Here is a 13,422-nt window from a genome sequence, read left to right on the forward strand (position 1 = left end):
CTTTTCTTATTCTGCCGCGACCAGTTCCGCAAACCGCTCGGCTGCCACAGCCGCCTCGGCAGCCAGCTCTGATACGCTGACGCGCACCACCATCGGGATTTGTCCCAGGCACCGGCCGACATGGTCGGTTTCCGCCTGGGGCAGATCGCCGATCTCCATGGCGATGTCGAGCATGTCGCCGGTCAGCCGGCTGTGCAGGGCCAGCGGGACCAGGCCGCGCTTGGCGACATATTCCAGAACGCGGGGCAGGGTGCCGGGATCGGCGTCGGCCACCAGGGAGAAGACGACCCGGCGGCCGGGTGCGGTGACACGCGCGTCCGAAGCGGACACGGGGGCGGCTTTTGAAGAATGGCTATGCGCGGAATCGGTGGTCAGGGTGCTGGACATGGCGTGATCGGGCCTTCAGACGGTTCTGCGGACTGGACGAGCGAAATCCCCGGCTCTCAAAGGAGAACCGGGCCGCTAATTCGCAGAATGCCGTCGATGCGATGCACGTTCATGGACAGGAGCCTAAGCGGCCCGCCGCCGTCCGTCAACAGGGACGAACTCGCCGAAAGATCGGACGTGTCGCGTTCGGGGAGCGCCGGTGGGGCGGCATCCCTCCTTGGTGGTGGCAAACCGTCACGTTCGAGCCGGACAGGAACAAAGTCCAGGGGATCCCGTTGAGGTTCCGCTTGTCCGTCACAAATGCTCCATCATAAGGGAGAGGGCCATGCTCGGCACCATTCTGCTCATCATCCTCATTCTGATGCTTCTCGGCGCCGTTCCGGCTTGGCCGCACAGCCGCGGCTGGGGCTATGGTCCCAGCGGCATCCTCGGCGTGCTGCTGATCGTTCTGATCGTTCTGCTGCTGATGGGTCGGATCTGATCCGCACCCTGTCGGTCTGATGCTATCTGCCCGATGGGCGGCGGGGCCGGCGGAGTGCGAACATCAGCCATCCGACCGGTCCCAGCATCAGCACCATCACCAGCCACCCGGCGCGCGGCCCGAAGGGGCAGCGCGACCCGGCCGGCGGCCGCCAGCCGCCACCCCGGCGCGACAAAGCCACATGCAGCAGCGGCAGCCCGTACAAGGCGAACAGGATCAGCCAGGGGATCGCGGCCCAGGGAATCATGGCGGAAAGATCGGCATTCATCCTCCGACGATAGCATCGATCTCCAGTCTGTTGCGACCGATCGTCACGTCATAATGCGCATGCATGCAGCCTCGGTTGCGCTGCACACAGGGCAACGAGGTTGAAGCCGGTGGGGACTTTCGGCTAGGGTCGTCGACAAGATCGTCCGAAGGGCCTAGCCATGGCACTGGAAATCGAGCGGCGCTTTCTCGTCCGCAAGGATGTCCGGCATCTCTGCCGGAATGGCGTCCGAATGGTCCAGGGATACCTGCCGTCCGACGGCGCCAGCACGGTCCGCGTCCGCATCGCGGAAGACCGGGCGACTCTCACCATCAAATCGCTGAAGCGTGGAGCGTGCCGGGACGAGGTGGAGCATCCGCTGGACCTGGATTTCGCACGCCAGCTTCTTCTCCACGGCTGCGAAGGCCGGGTGATCGAAAAGACACGCTACCGCCATCGCCAGGACGGCCTGTGCTGGGAGATCGACGTCTTCGACGGCGAGAATTCCGGCCTCGTCATCGCGGAGGTCGAGTTGGAGACCCCTGACCAGACGGTGCCGCTGCCGGACTGGATCGGTGCGGAGGTCACCACGTTGCGTGCCTATGGCAACTCCGCCCTTTCCCGTGCGCCGATCCGGCGCTGGTCCGCCGCCGCCTGAAAGGTCGCGTGTGCGGGCGCGACCAGAGCGGCGATAAGCCAGCAGAGTGGGTCAGGCCGTGCGCACCTTGTTCAGGAAACCCTGAACCTCGCCACGCAGGCGGTCGGCCTGGGTCGCGAGAGTGCGGCTGGCATCCAGAACCGCATCGGCGGCGCCGCCAGTCTTGGTGGCGGCGGTCGTCACCTCGGCGATGTTGCGCATCACCTGCTGGGTGCCTTCTGCCGCCTGCTGGACATTCTGGGCGATCTCGCGCGTGGCGCTCCCCTGCTGTTCCATTTCGAGCGCGATGTCCGTCACCGTGCCGCTGATCGCGGTCACGGCGTCGGAGATGGTGCGGATGGCCTCCACCGCGCTGGTGGTGGCGGTCTGCATCTCGGCGACCTGGGCGGAAATCTCCTCGGTCGCCTTGGCGGTCTGGCCGGCGAGGTTTTTAACCTCGGTCGCCACCACGGCGAAGCCCTTGCCGGCCTCGCCGGCGCGGGCGGCTTCGATGGTGGCGTTGAGCGCCAGGAGGTTGGTCTGCTCGGCGATCTCGCCGATCAGGCCGACAACCTGACCGATGCGCTCGGCGGCCATCGACAGACCCTCGACGATGCTGTTGGTCTGCACCGCCTTGTCGGCGGCCCCCGACGCGGTGGCGGAACTGGCGTTCAGCTGACGCGAGATTTCAGCGATGGATGCCGACAGCTGTTCCGCCGCCGCGGCGACGGTCTGCACGTTCGCGGTCGCCTGCTGCGAGGCGGTGGCGACGGCGGTGGATTTCGCGGTGGTCAGCGCCGCATCAGACGACATCTCCTGAGCATCGCGGCCCAGCGAGCCGGCCGATTCGGTCAGCGAGGTCACCACGCCCGACACCGCCTGTTCAAAGCCGTTGGCGAATTCGTTCATCGTCCGGCGGCGGTCGGCGTCGATCTGGACGCGCATCTCCTCCCGCTCGCGCTCCATCCGCCGCATCTCCAGGGCGTTGTCCTTGAAGATGGTCATGGCGGCGGCCATGTTGCGCAGCTCGTCCTTGCGGTCGCCACCGGGAATGTCGACGCTCAGGTCGCCTTCGGCGAGCCGGCCCATGGCGCCGGTCATGGCGTGCAGCGGGTGGGTGATGGCGCGGTCGATGATCCAGGCCATCAGTGCGCCCAGCAGCAGCGCCACCGCCGCACCGATGGCGATCACCATGCCGGCGCTGGCGCGGCCGGCCTCGCGATCCTCGCGCTGCAGAGTGACCAGTCGGCCAACCTGACCGCTGACCGCGGCCGATGCCTTGGCCATCGCCGCCGAAGCGTCGTGCTGCTTGGCGACGGCGGAGGACAGCGCGGTGAATTCCGAATCGAAAGCGCGGGCGGCCTCGGTGATGGCGGCGATCAGCGCCCGCCCCTCCCGATCGACCAGGACGGCACCGGCCTGTCCGGCGATGGTCAGGATCTCCTTCACCGCGGCGGCGGCCGCGACTTTGGCGTCCGCCGAGCCGGTCAGCAGGAAATCGCGCTGGGCCAGCATCGCCGATTGGGCGTCCTGCACCAGCCGCATCGCCAGACCGCGCAGCATGACGGCCTCGTTCACCTCGCTTTGGGCGTATTTCGAGGCTTCGGTCAGCGCTTCGGTCACCATGGCCTGGTTCTTCTGGAGTTCCACGGCCCGCTCCTGCACGCCGCGGGCGGCCTCGTCCAGACCGGCGGCCACGCCGACCTCGGTCAGTGCGGCGATGCCCTTGCCGTGCAGGGCGCGCACGGTGTCATGGTAGGCGCGGGCGTCGCCGGCGATCCGTGCGGCGGATTCCTCGTCATTGGTACCGACGAGGTCCTTGGCGACGGTGTCGGTGATCTGCACCAGCTCGTCCAGCGCCGCGACGATGCGGTCCGCCAGGGCCTGATCGGCGTTGCGGCGCAGATCGCTCTGCTGGCGCCGGACCTCCAGCACCCGCTCGATGACACGGTTCGCGCGCTCCGCCGTGTCCATGCTGTGGCGCAGCTCGGTGTCGGCGTCGCGCTTGCTGGCCATATTCAGGTCATAGCGCTCCGATTGCTGCTTGCCGATCTTCTCGGCGATCTCACGCAGGGCACGGGCGCGCATTTCCATGCTGGCGGTGCGGGCGTGCGCCTCACCGTCCTGGGCGACGAAATTGTTGAAGGCGGCGCGGTAGCCGTCGATGCCGGACAGCACCTCGTCCAGGAGCCGGCGTCCTTCGCCGTCGGTCAGGGCGGCGCGCGTCTGCTGCGCTTCGGCCTGCAGGGCGTCCAGCATGCCCGGGACATTGGTCGCGGCCTTGGCGTCGCGTTCGGTGACGAATCGCGCTTCCTCCAGCCGCACCGACTTCAGCCTCGTGTCGAGGTCGGCGGTATGGGCTTCCAGACCGACCCGTTCGGCGTAGGTGCTCAGGCTGTTCCAGCCGACGAACGCCACGCCAACCGTCAGGAGCAGCACGGCGGCAAAGCCAAGTGCGATCCGCGTTCCGATCGTCATGGATTATGGACTCCCCGATGGCATCGCAAGTGGCGATGCTTCTCCCCGTTCATTGGGACGATTGAACCACAGGACGCTTTATGTCCGGTTTGATTCAAGTCAGGAATCCCACTTATTTCAGAAGCGGTCGGGCATCCAGCACGGTGCGCCGCGAAATAGGCGGTGCAAACGGTCGATCATCTTTTCTTCACCATGAAGCAAACCAGCTCTCCAAAGTGTGCGAGCGCTTGCATGCCCCGTGAACAGACTGGCGAAAGCCGCGGTGCCGATCCGAGCCGGCGGATCAAGGACTTGCTCTGTTTTCGAGATATTTCCAACAGAGCTGACAACCTCAAGGTGGTGACGCTCGCAATTGCCAAAAATAGAATCATCATTTATCTCAAAAATGGCATACTCTTGTATGTCAGTTGAGTAACCTCTCGCCTCCAAGGCCATGCCGACATCGAGGGGACGGACCAGCCACTCCTCGCGGCATTCCAGCGCCACACCATCGCCGGCAAGCAGCGCAAGCGGGTCATTCGGACCGCCGCGCCATGTCACCCGGTCCACTTGAGCCCTGAAACCGGCCAGCATGGTCATGACCGGTTTCAGCGACCGCGCGGAGGGCAGGCAGAGATCGGCGACGTCGAGGCGCCGATCCAGCGGCGGCGTCACCGCGATGTAACCATCCTGATTGCGGTAAAGCTCCGACGGCTCGCAGTCCGGGCAGAGAGCGAGCGTCCACAGCGCCTCGGTCCTCTCCGGCAGGCCGTTCTGCTCCTTCAGCAGAGGTTGGCGGAGCATCGCCAACGGCACGGCGTCGAGCGGGTCCGCCGGCCACAAGCCGCTTGCGGCAGCCCCCGATTGTGCAAAGGCCGACGGCGGTGCGCTCCAGCGGCAGGTGACGCCGCCACGGCCAAAGCCGAGCCGACGGTAGAAGGGAAGGGTCGCCGGGCAGAGCACCGCCAATGCCGCCCCGGCTTGGCGTCCCTCCCTCAGCAGGGCCTGCATCAGCGCATTGCCAAATCCGCTGCCGCGCAGGGCTGGATCGACCGCCACCATGGCGATGGCCTGCACCGGGACCGGCCGGCCGCCGAACCACTGGTTCATCGTCCAAAAAGCGGCGCAGGCGGCCAGCGTGGTTCCGGTGGACCGCGGAACGCGCAGGACGCGGATGCTGTCCATGCCGAACAGGCCGGCGTAGCGGTCGAACAGGTCGCGCGACAGCCCGAAGCCGAGCCGCGCCAACCGGGCGACGGCGCTCAACTCCTCCGGCTGGGCCGGCCCGTACTCATGATGGTGGGCGATGAGGGTGACGACCGGCCTCCACTCGTTGAGCGGCCGGCGGGACCGCCGCGCGGGCTTCGTGCAGCAAGGATGCGAGCCTGTTCATATGACAATGAAACAGCGTTGGCGGCAACAGGGTGAGCGGAGGACGGTGACCGTGTGGAGAAAATGCCGTTCAGGCACCCGTGCCCGTCGCGCCGCTCAATCTCGCTGCCGCCCATCCGGCCGCCTCGCGCACCACATCGCTGACGTCCTGTGCCAGGGCCTCAGCCACCGGGCTCAGCGACGGATCGCCGCTGTTGCCGATGGCGACGAGGACATTGCGGACGAAGCGGTCGCGGCCGATGCGCTTGATCGGGGAGCCGCTGAACACCTGCCGGAAGCCGGCATCGTCCAACTGCGCCAGATCGGCCAGCCGTGGCGCGGTCAGTTCCGCACGCGGCAGGAAGGCGGGTTCAAGGGTCGCGCGGGCGAACTTGTTCCAGGGACAGGCGGCAAGGCAATCGTCGCAGCCATAGATGCGGTTGCCCATCAGCGGCTTGAGGTCGTCGGGGATCGGCCCCTTGTGCTCGATGGTCAGATAGCTGATGCAGCGCCGGGCGTCGATCTGGTAGGGCGCCGGGAAGGCGGCGGTCGGGCAGGCGACCTGACAGCGGTCGCAGGATCCGCAGCGGTCACGCGCCGGCGGGTCGGGCGGCAACTCCAGCGTCGTGTAGATTTCGCCCAGGAACAGCCAGGAGCCATGGTCGCGCGACACCAGATTGGTGTGCTTCCCCTGCCAGCCCAGCCCGGCCTGCGCCGCCAGAGGCTTTTCCATCACCGGGGCGGTGTCGACGAACACCTTCACGCCGGCCTTGGTCTGGTGCGCCAGCCATTGCGCCAGCGTCTTCAACCGGCCTTTCACGAGATCGTGGTAATCGCGGTTGCGGGCATAGACCGAGACGATGCCGCGGTCGGGATGCTCGGCCAGACGGCGCGGGTCGTCGTGCGGGGCGTAGCTGGTGCCCAGCGCGATGACGGTGCGCGCCTCGTCCCACAGCGACTGCGGATGGCTGCGCTGGTCGCTGCGCTCGGCCATCCAGCCCATGTCGCCGTGCCGGCCCTCGGCAACGAACTGCGCGAGACGCTCGCGCGCCTCCGGCCCCAGTGCTGCCGGGGCGAAGCCCACCGCGTCGAACCCCACCGCCAGCGCGCGGTCGCGGATGGCGTCCCGCAGCCGCACCGGGCCGGCGGAAGACAGCGGAGCGGGCTTAGCCGCGGCCACGGTAGGTCGGCACGTCCTGCGACGGGATCCAGACGCCCTTGGGCGGCTCCCCGGTCTGGAAGAACACGTCGATCGGGATGCCGCCGCGCGGATACCAGTAGCCGCCGATGCGCAGCCAGACCGGCGACAGTTCGTCCACCAGCCGCTTGCCGATGCCCACCGTGCAGGCCTCGTGGAAGGCGCCGTGGTTGCGGAAGCTGGTCAGGAACAGCTTCAGCGACTTCGATTCGACCAGCCAGTCGCCGGGCACATAGTCGATGACCAGATGGGCGAAGTCCGGCTGGCCGGTGATCGGGCAGAGCGAGGTGAACTCGGGTGCGGTGAAGCGCACACAGTAGGGGGTGCCGGGGTTCGGGTTCGGCACCCGCTCCAGCACCGCCTCTTCCGGCGTCCTGGGCTGGGTTGTGGAGCCGCCGAGTTGGGTCAGGCCGGCATAGATGTTCTCACTCATCGGTCTTTTCCTCCGCCACCCGCTCGGCTTCCGGCGGGGCGCTGTCCTTGTCCGCCTCCGGCGGAGCACTGTTATTACCCGCCTTCGGCGGATCGCTGTCTTTAGCCGCCTTCGGCGGGCGGCCCTGCTTCGGCGGCTTGCCGGGCTTGGCAATGGGGTCCACGGTGGCTTCGATGTCGCCCTCGTTCATGCGGGCCTCCATGGCGCCGGCGACCTCCTCGAAGGTGCCGTCCGCGATGGCCTGCCGCATCGTCCGCATCACGTCCTGGTAGTAATGCAGGTTGTGCCAGGTCAGCAGCATCGGCCCCAGCATCTCGTCCGCCTTGAACAGATGATGCAGATAGCCCCGGCTGTAGCTTCGGCAAGTCGGGCAGCCGCACTCGGCATCGAGCGGGCGCTCGTCATGGGCATGGCGGGCGTTGCGGATGTTGATGGTGCCGCGGCGGACGAAGGCCTGACCGGTGCGGCCCGACCGCGTCGGCATCACGCAGTCGAACATGTCGACGCCGCGCCGCACCGCGCCGATCAGGTCGCTCGGCCGGCCGACGCCCATCAGGTAGCGCGGGCGGTCCTTGACCATCAGCGGCTCGGTGAAGTCGAGCACGCGGAACATCGTCTCCTGTCCCTCGCCGACCGCCAGCCCGCCGATGGCGTAGCCGTCGAAGCCGATGTCGGTCAGGGCGGCGACGCTCTCCGCCCGCTGCTCCGGATAGACGCTGCCCTGGACGATGCCGAACAGGCCGTAGCCGGGCCGCTCGACGAAGGCGTCCTTGCTGCGCCGCGCCCAGCGCATCGACAGGCGCATGGAGGATTCGGCCTGCGCCTCCGTCGCCGGAAAGGGCGTGCATTCGTCCAGGCACATGGTGATGTTGCTGTCCAGCATGTGCTGGATCTGGATGGAGCGCTCCGGCGTCAAATGGTGGCGGCTGCCGTCCAGATGCGATTTGAAGGTGACGCCTTCCTCCGACATGGTGCGCAGGTCGGACAGGCTCATCACCTGGAAGCCGCCGCTGTCGGTCAGGATCGGCTTGTCCCAATTCATGAAGCGGTGCAGGCCGCCCAACTGCGCCACCCGCTCCGCCGTCGGGCGCAGCATCAGGTGATAGGTGTTGCCCAGCAGGATTTCCGCACCGGTGGAGGCCACCGCGTCGGTGGTCATCGCCTTCACCGTCGCGGCGGTGCCGACCGGCATGAAGGCCGGCGTCTCGATGGTGCCGTGGGCGGTGGTGACGCGGCCGCGCCGCGCCCGCCCGTCGGTCGCCAGAAGGTCAAAGCCGATGCCGGTCATGTTGGGTCCGTCCTGTGCAGCAGCGAGGCGTCGCCGTAGCTGAAGAAGCGATAGTCGGTGTCGATGGCATGCCCATAGGCCGCCCGCATGCGGTCATAGCCGGCGAAGGCGCAGACCAGCATGAACAGGGTCGATTTCGGCAGGTGGAAGTTGGTCCACAGGAGATCGACGATGCGGAAGCGGTAGCCGGGGGTGATGAAGATGTCGGTGTCGCCGCTGAAGGGGACCAGCGTCCCGTCCGTCCGGCCCGCCGTCTCCAGGATGCGCAGAGCCGTGGTGCCGACCGAGACGATCCGGCCGCCGGCCTTGCGAGTCTCGTTCACCGCGGCGGCGGTGTCGGCTGAGATCTCGCCCCACTCGCTGTGCATCTTGTGGTCGGCGATGTCGTCGACCTTCACCGGCAGGAAGGTGCCGGCCCCGACATGCAGCGTCACCGGCACCCGCCGCACGCCGCGCTCGTCCAGCGCCGCCAGCAGGTCGGGCGTGAAGTGCAGCCCGGCCGTTGGAGCGGCGACGGCACCCTCGCGGGCGGCGAAGACGGTCTGGTAATCGGCGTTGTCGCCCTCGTCGGCCTTGCGGCGGATGTAGGGCGGCAGCGGCATCCGGCCATGGCGGTGCAGCGCCTCCATGAGATCAGCCCCGCCGGCGGAGAAGCGCAGCCGCACCTCCATGCCGTCCTTGGCGATCACCTCGGCGCTGAAGTCATCCGCTATGACGATGGTGTCGCCGGGCTTCAGCCGCTTGCCGGGTTTGGAGAAGGTTGCCCATTCCCGTTCGCCCAGCCGCTTGTGCAGCGTGATCTCCACCGCCACCTCGCCGCGCCGGCCGTCGAGCCGGGCCGGGATGACGCGGGTGTCGTTGACGACCATCAGGTCGCCCGGCTGCAACAGCGCCGGCAGGTCCCGCACGATGAAGTCGCGCAAGGTGGAGCCCACCTCCAGCAGGCGGGCGGCGTCACGCGGCCGGACGGGATGCTCGGCGATCCGGTCGGGCGGCAGGTCGAAGTCGAAATCGGCGGTCTTCATGGGAGGGGCAAGCTATAGACTGAACCGCCCCTCGTTGTGAAGGGACAGGAACGGGACACAGTCCTGCTGGCCCGGCCCCGTTCCGATCCGCAGCCTTCTCACGCCGCGCGCAGCTGCGACAGGAACTCGGCAAGCTGACGCTCCATCGCCACCGCTTCCTGCGATAGGGTGGTGGAGGCGTTCAGCACATTCTTGGCGGCGGTGCCGGTTTCCCCCGCGGCAGCCGACACGCCGGTGATGTTGTGGTTCACGTCGCGGGTGCCGGTGGAGGCCTGCTGGGCGTTGCGGGCGATCTCCCCGGTCGCGGCGGCCTGCTGCGAAACCGCTCCGGCAATGCCGGATGATATCTCGTTCATCGATTCTATGACGCGCGTGATGCCCTGGATGTCGGAGACGGCCTCGCCGGTGGCGGCCTGGATGGCGGTGATCTGGGCGGAGATCTCCTCCGTCGCCTTGCCGGTCTGGTTGGCGAGATTCTTCACCTCGCTCGCCACCACGGCAAATCCCTTGCCGGCCTCTCCCGCCCGCGCGGCTTCGATGGTGGCGTTCAGCGCCAGCAGGTTGGTTTGCGAGGCGATGGAGTTGATCAGCTGGACCACGTCGCCGACCTGCCGGGCCGCGGCAGCCAACCCATCGACCTTGGCGTTGGCATGCCGTGCGCGTTCCACCGCCTCTTCTGCGATGCCCGTCGACTGCGATACCTGGCGGCCGATCTCCCCGACCGATGCCGACAGTTCCTCCGCCGCCGCGGCGACCGTCTCGACGCTAGCCGATGTCTGCTGGGTTGCGGCGGCGACCGCTTCCGACCGGAGATTGGTCTGGTCCGCCGTGTCGGTCATCATCTTCGCGGCCTGTTGCAGCACCCGCGCCTCGTCGGCGACCGTACGCAGAATGCCGCCTATTCTCTGTTCCAGCCGGTCGGCCAGTTGGCGCATGGCCTGGATGCGCTCTTCCTCCGCCCGCAGGTCGGCGTTGCGCTGCTCCTCCTCCAGCCGGCGTTTTTCGATGGCATTGCCTTTGAAGACGACAAGCGCCGATGCCATGGCTCCGATTTCGTCGGATCGACCTTGAGCCGGCACGATCACGGCGGTATCGCCGTCGGCCAGACGATGCATCGCGTCGGTCATGGCGGACAGTGGACGGGTGACGCCGCGCGTCATCATGATGGCGGTGCCCAGACAGGCGGCCAACCCGATCAGGCCGCCGGCAATCACCACCAGCTTCAGCGAATCGACATCGGCCCGCACGGTGTCGATCGACCGGTTCAGCTTGGCGATCTCCGCGGCGGCGGCCGTATCGGTCTTGCTGACCAGCGCTTCCAGACTGTCGGTGATGGCTTCCGCCGTCTTGTCGAACTCGCCCATCAGACGGTTGCCGCCAGCCGGACCGTCGGCGATGAACGCCTCGGCCATCCGCTTGCCGGTGTCGTAATAAGGGGCGAACGCGCCTGCCGTCTCGCGCAGCGCCTCCTGAATGTCGGTCAGGCCGAGCGTGGAGGCGAGCGCCGCGGCACGCGCGATCTCGGCCCTGAACCTTTCGGCATGCTCGGCGGCCTTGGCCGGACCGTCATCCAGCCCGTCGAGCCCGCGGGTGGCGGACACATCGGTCAGCCATTGCTGAACCTGAATGACGTGGATCTGGATTTCCTTGATCGACTTGACCAGTTCCAGACCATTTTCGGTCACGCGGTCGGACGAGCTTTCCATGGTGTTCAGCGAGTCGTGCTCCTCGCTCACCGTCATCCAGGTCGCCGCCATCGAGAACAGCAGGATGGCTGCAATCAGGGCCATTGCGATCGACAGTCTGCGCTTGATCGACATTCCTATGTTTCCCTCGCTGAAATCCGCTGATTTGGATCAGGCCGGACGAAGCGGAGGGTCGACGGACCCGCTGTCAGGCATGCTGTTTTTGAATAAGTGATCAATAACGATGCTGTCGAGCGGTTCCGTTCGCGTTCAAACAGAAAGCCATAAAAATCCGTACAGGGTTCAGAAAGATTTCCGGATGGTTTTGTCTTTATATTGATTGGTCAGTCATTGAGTGAGCGGCCGGGGGTAATTGCGATTTATTCTCAGTCCGCTGGAGGCAATCCTTGGGCCGTCAGCGCTTCCTCCTGCCGCGCCGCCAGCGCATTCACGTCGAAGTCGCGGATCAGCCCCTGGAACATCTGGTACCAGTTCAGCTCCGCTTTCAGATGCAGGAAGACCGAGCCCAGCCCGACCGCGGCGCGGTCCATGAAGACGAACTCCCGCGGGATTTCCACGCCGCCGACGCGGCGCAGTTCGGCATGGACCTTGCCCGCCGTCTCGCGGCCGTAATGGCCGCCGTTGGTCTCCTCGATCTTGCGCTGGCGGTCCTCCATGATCGGGGCATAGACGAAGCGCGCCCAGATGTTCAGCACGTCGACCAGCTCGTTCGACGGGTTGACGAAACCCCAGGTGCGGTAGGCCTCCACCGCCTGCTCGCGGTTGTCGGTGCGCAGCGCATTGTAGAGGTCGATCACGCCCTTGACGAAGCTGGGCTTGAAGACGCGGATGCAGCCGAAATCGAGCAGGTTGATCGAGCGGTCGGGCCGGACCGTGTAGTTGCCCAGATGCGGGTCGCCGTGGATGACGCCGTAATTATAGAAGGGCACATACCAGGCCCGGAACATGTTCATCGCCAGTTCGTCGCGCGCCTCCGGATGTTCGGCGACGAAGTCCAGGATCTTGCGGCCATGCACCCATCCCATGGTCAGCAGCCGCTTGCTCGACAGCTCCGGCACCACGTCCGGCACATGGACGCCGGGCGTGCCGGCCAGCATGGACTGATAAAGGCGGGTGTGCTTCGCCTCGCGCTCGTAATCCAGCTCCTCGCGCAGGCGGGCGCCGATCTCCTTCTGGATCTGGCGGGTGGAGATGGCGCTGTCGGTGCGCTCGAAGATCGCGAAGATCAGGCCAAGCTGCCGCAGGTCGGCTTCCACCGCCGAGGCCATGTCGGGATATTGCAGCTTGCAGGCAAGCTCCCGCCCGTCCGGCCCGATGGCCTTATGGACCTGACCCAGCGACGCGGCGGCGGCGGCGGTGTGCTCGAAGCTCTGGAAGCGCGACTGCCAGCTGGGGCCAAGCTCGCTCGCCATCCGACGCTTGACGAAGGGCCAGCCCATCGACGGCGCGTCGGCCTGCAACTGCGCCAGTTCCTGGGTGTATTCCTTCGGCAGGGCGTCGGGGATGGTCGAGAGGATCTGCGCCACCTTCATCAGCGGCCCTTTCAGCCCGCCGAGTGCGGCCCGCAGTTCCGCCGCGTGGCGCTCCCGCTCCACGCGGATTCCCAGCACGCGTTCGCCCGCCAGCCGCGCGGCCAGCCCGCCAACGGCGGTGCCGACCCGCGCATACCGCGCGACCCGTCCGCCCCATGTGTTCTCATCGTGTTCCGGCATGCCCACAAGGTGGGTTCGCCTCCGGCAAAAGGCCAGCCCCCGCCCGTTCGGAGACCGCCGACGGACTGCCTCCGAAAGGCGCTGCGACGCAGCATGCGATTTTCTTGACAGCTCTGTGAAAGGAGCGCAGGCTTCCTCTTACAGTAATCAACACCGAGGTGAAGTGAGCGAGCATCGGAAACGCCTTACCGTTGAAGCGGTTAGCTTGAGCGGAACAGTAGAGACCGATACCAGGGAGGGTGAGTAAGATCATGACTCCACCGGCGCTTACCTGATTACGCCGATCTGTTCGGCCGATATGACTGAGGTTTCAGTTCCGAATTCTTTCGCCTGATTGGCGACTTCATCCGGGCCGTAGATGCCCGCTGCGAAAGCCCTCGCTTCCTATCGGAGCGAGGGCTTTTGTTTTGCCAGGAGCGTAATTCCCATCCCAGGGCGGGAAAGAACACAGATCCCGGCAATACGTTTCAAACGATACTG

At 66.6% G+C, this 13,422-nt stretch carries 12 protein-coding genes; 2 read left to right on the forward strand and 10 right to left on the reverse strand.

The window, feature by feature from the left end:
- Positions 1 to 6 precede the first annotated feature (6 nt).
- Complete coding sequence (locus TSH64_RS09455; protein WP_247872831.1) at positions 7 to 330, reverse strand: hypothetical protein; 324 nt, start codon at positions 328 to 330, stop codon at positions 7 to 9.
- Between the two features lie 382 nt (positions 331 to 712).
- Between TSH64_RS09455 and TSH64_RS09460 the strand changes: the two genes are divergently transcribed.
- Positions 713 to 868, forward strand: coding sequence for a DUF3309 family protein (locus TSH64_RS09460; RefSeq protein WP_042694949.1), 156 nt, complete (start codon positions 713 to 715; stop codon positions 866 to 868).
- Between the two features lie 22 nt (positions 869 to 890).
- On the opposite strand, the gene TSH64_RS09465 is transcribed toward TSH64_RS09460, so the two are convergent.
- Positions 891 to 1,115, reverse strand: a complete 225-nt coding sequence (locus TSH64_RS09465; protein WP_247872832.1) for a hypothetical protein — start codon at positions 1,113 to 1,115, stop codon at positions 891 to 893.
- A 181-nt stretch (positions 1,116 to 1,296) separates the two neighbouring features.
- Between TSH64_RS09465 and TSH64_RS09470 the strand changes: the two genes are divergently transcribed.
- Positions 1,297 to 1,773, forward strand: a complete 477-nt coding sequence (locus TSH64_RS09470) for a CYTH domain-containing protein (protein ID WP_109096525.1) — start codon at positions 1,297 to 1,299, stop codon at positions 1,771 to 1,773.
- 51 nt (positions 1,774 to 1,824) lie between these two features.
- On the opposite strand, the gene TSH64_RS09475 is transcribed toward TSH64_RS09470, so the two are convergent.
- From TSH64_RS09475 to TSH64_RS09510, 8 genes are all read right to left on the reverse strand, one after another.
- The gene (locus TSH64_RS09475) at positions 1,825 to 4,230 is read right to left on the reverse strand and encodes a HAMP domain-containing methyl-accepting chemotaxis protein (RefSeq protein ID WP_109096526.1); all 2,406 of its coding nucleotides are present in this window, start codon (positions 4,228 to 4,230) and stop codon (positions 1,825 to 1,827) included.
- A gap of 117 nt (positions 4,231 to 4,347) precedes the next feature.
- A complete protein-coding gene (locus TSH64_RS09480; protein WP_282188146.1) occupies positions 4,348 to 5,517 on the reverse strand; it encodes a GNAT family N-acetyltransferase in 1,170 nt (389 codons plus the stop codon).
- A 154-nt stretch (positions 5,518 to 5,671) separates the two neighbouring features.
- The gene (queG, locus tag TSH64_RS09485) at positions 5,672 to 6,760 is read right to left on the reverse strand and encodes a tRNA epoxyqueuosine(34) reductase QueG (RefSeq protein ID WP_109096527.1); all 1,089 of its coding nucleotides are present in this window, start codon (positions 6,758 to 6,760) and stop codon (positions 5,672 to 5,674) included.
- On the reverse strand, positions 6,747 to 7,211 hold the full coding sequence (gene queF, locus TSH64_RS09490) for a preQ(1) synthase (RefSeq protein WP_109096528.1): 465 nt from the start codon (positions 7,209 to 7,211) through the stop codon (positions 6,747 to 6,749). Before queF ends, queG begins: the two co-directional genes overlap by 14 nt.
- Entirely contained in the window at positions 7,204 to 8,499 is a 1,296-nt protein-coding gene (gene tgt, locus TSH64_RS09495; RefSeq protein ID WP_109096529.1) for a tRNA guanosine(34) transglycosylase Tgt, read from the reverse strand. Before tgt ends, queF begins: the two co-directional genes overlap by 8 nt.
- Positions 8,496 to 9,524: a tRNA preQ1(34) S-adenosylmethionine ribosyltransferase-isomerase QueA gene (gene queA / locus TSH64_RS09500; RefSeq protein WP_109096530.1), complete on the reverse strand. Its 1,029-nt coding sequence runs from the start codon at positions 9,522 to 9,524 to the stop codon at positions 8,496 to 8,498. The genes tgt and queA overlap by 4 nt, the downstream gene beginning before the upstream one ends.
- Positions 9,525 to 9,622: 98 nt before the next feature.
- Entirely contained in the window at positions 9,623 to 11,344 is a 1,722-nt protein-coding gene (locus TSH64_RS09505; protein WP_109096531.1) for a HAMP domain-containing methyl-accepting chemotaxis protein, read from the reverse strand.
- A 251-nt stretch (positions 11,345 to 11,595) separates the two neighbouring features.
- Positions 11,596 to 12,942: an AarF/UbiB family protein gene (locus TSH64_RS09510; RefSeq protein ID WP_109096532.1), complete on the reverse strand. Its 1,347-nt coding sequence runs from the start codon at positions 12,940 to 12,942 to the stop codon at positions 11,596 to 11,598.
- Positions 12,943 to 13,422: the final 480 nt, after the last annotated feature.

Origin of the sequence: Azospirillum sp. TSH64 (assembly GCF_003116035.1) — a bacterium.
Lineage (GTDB): Bacteria > Pseudomonadota > Alphaproteobacteria > Azospirillales > Azospirillaceae > Azospirillum.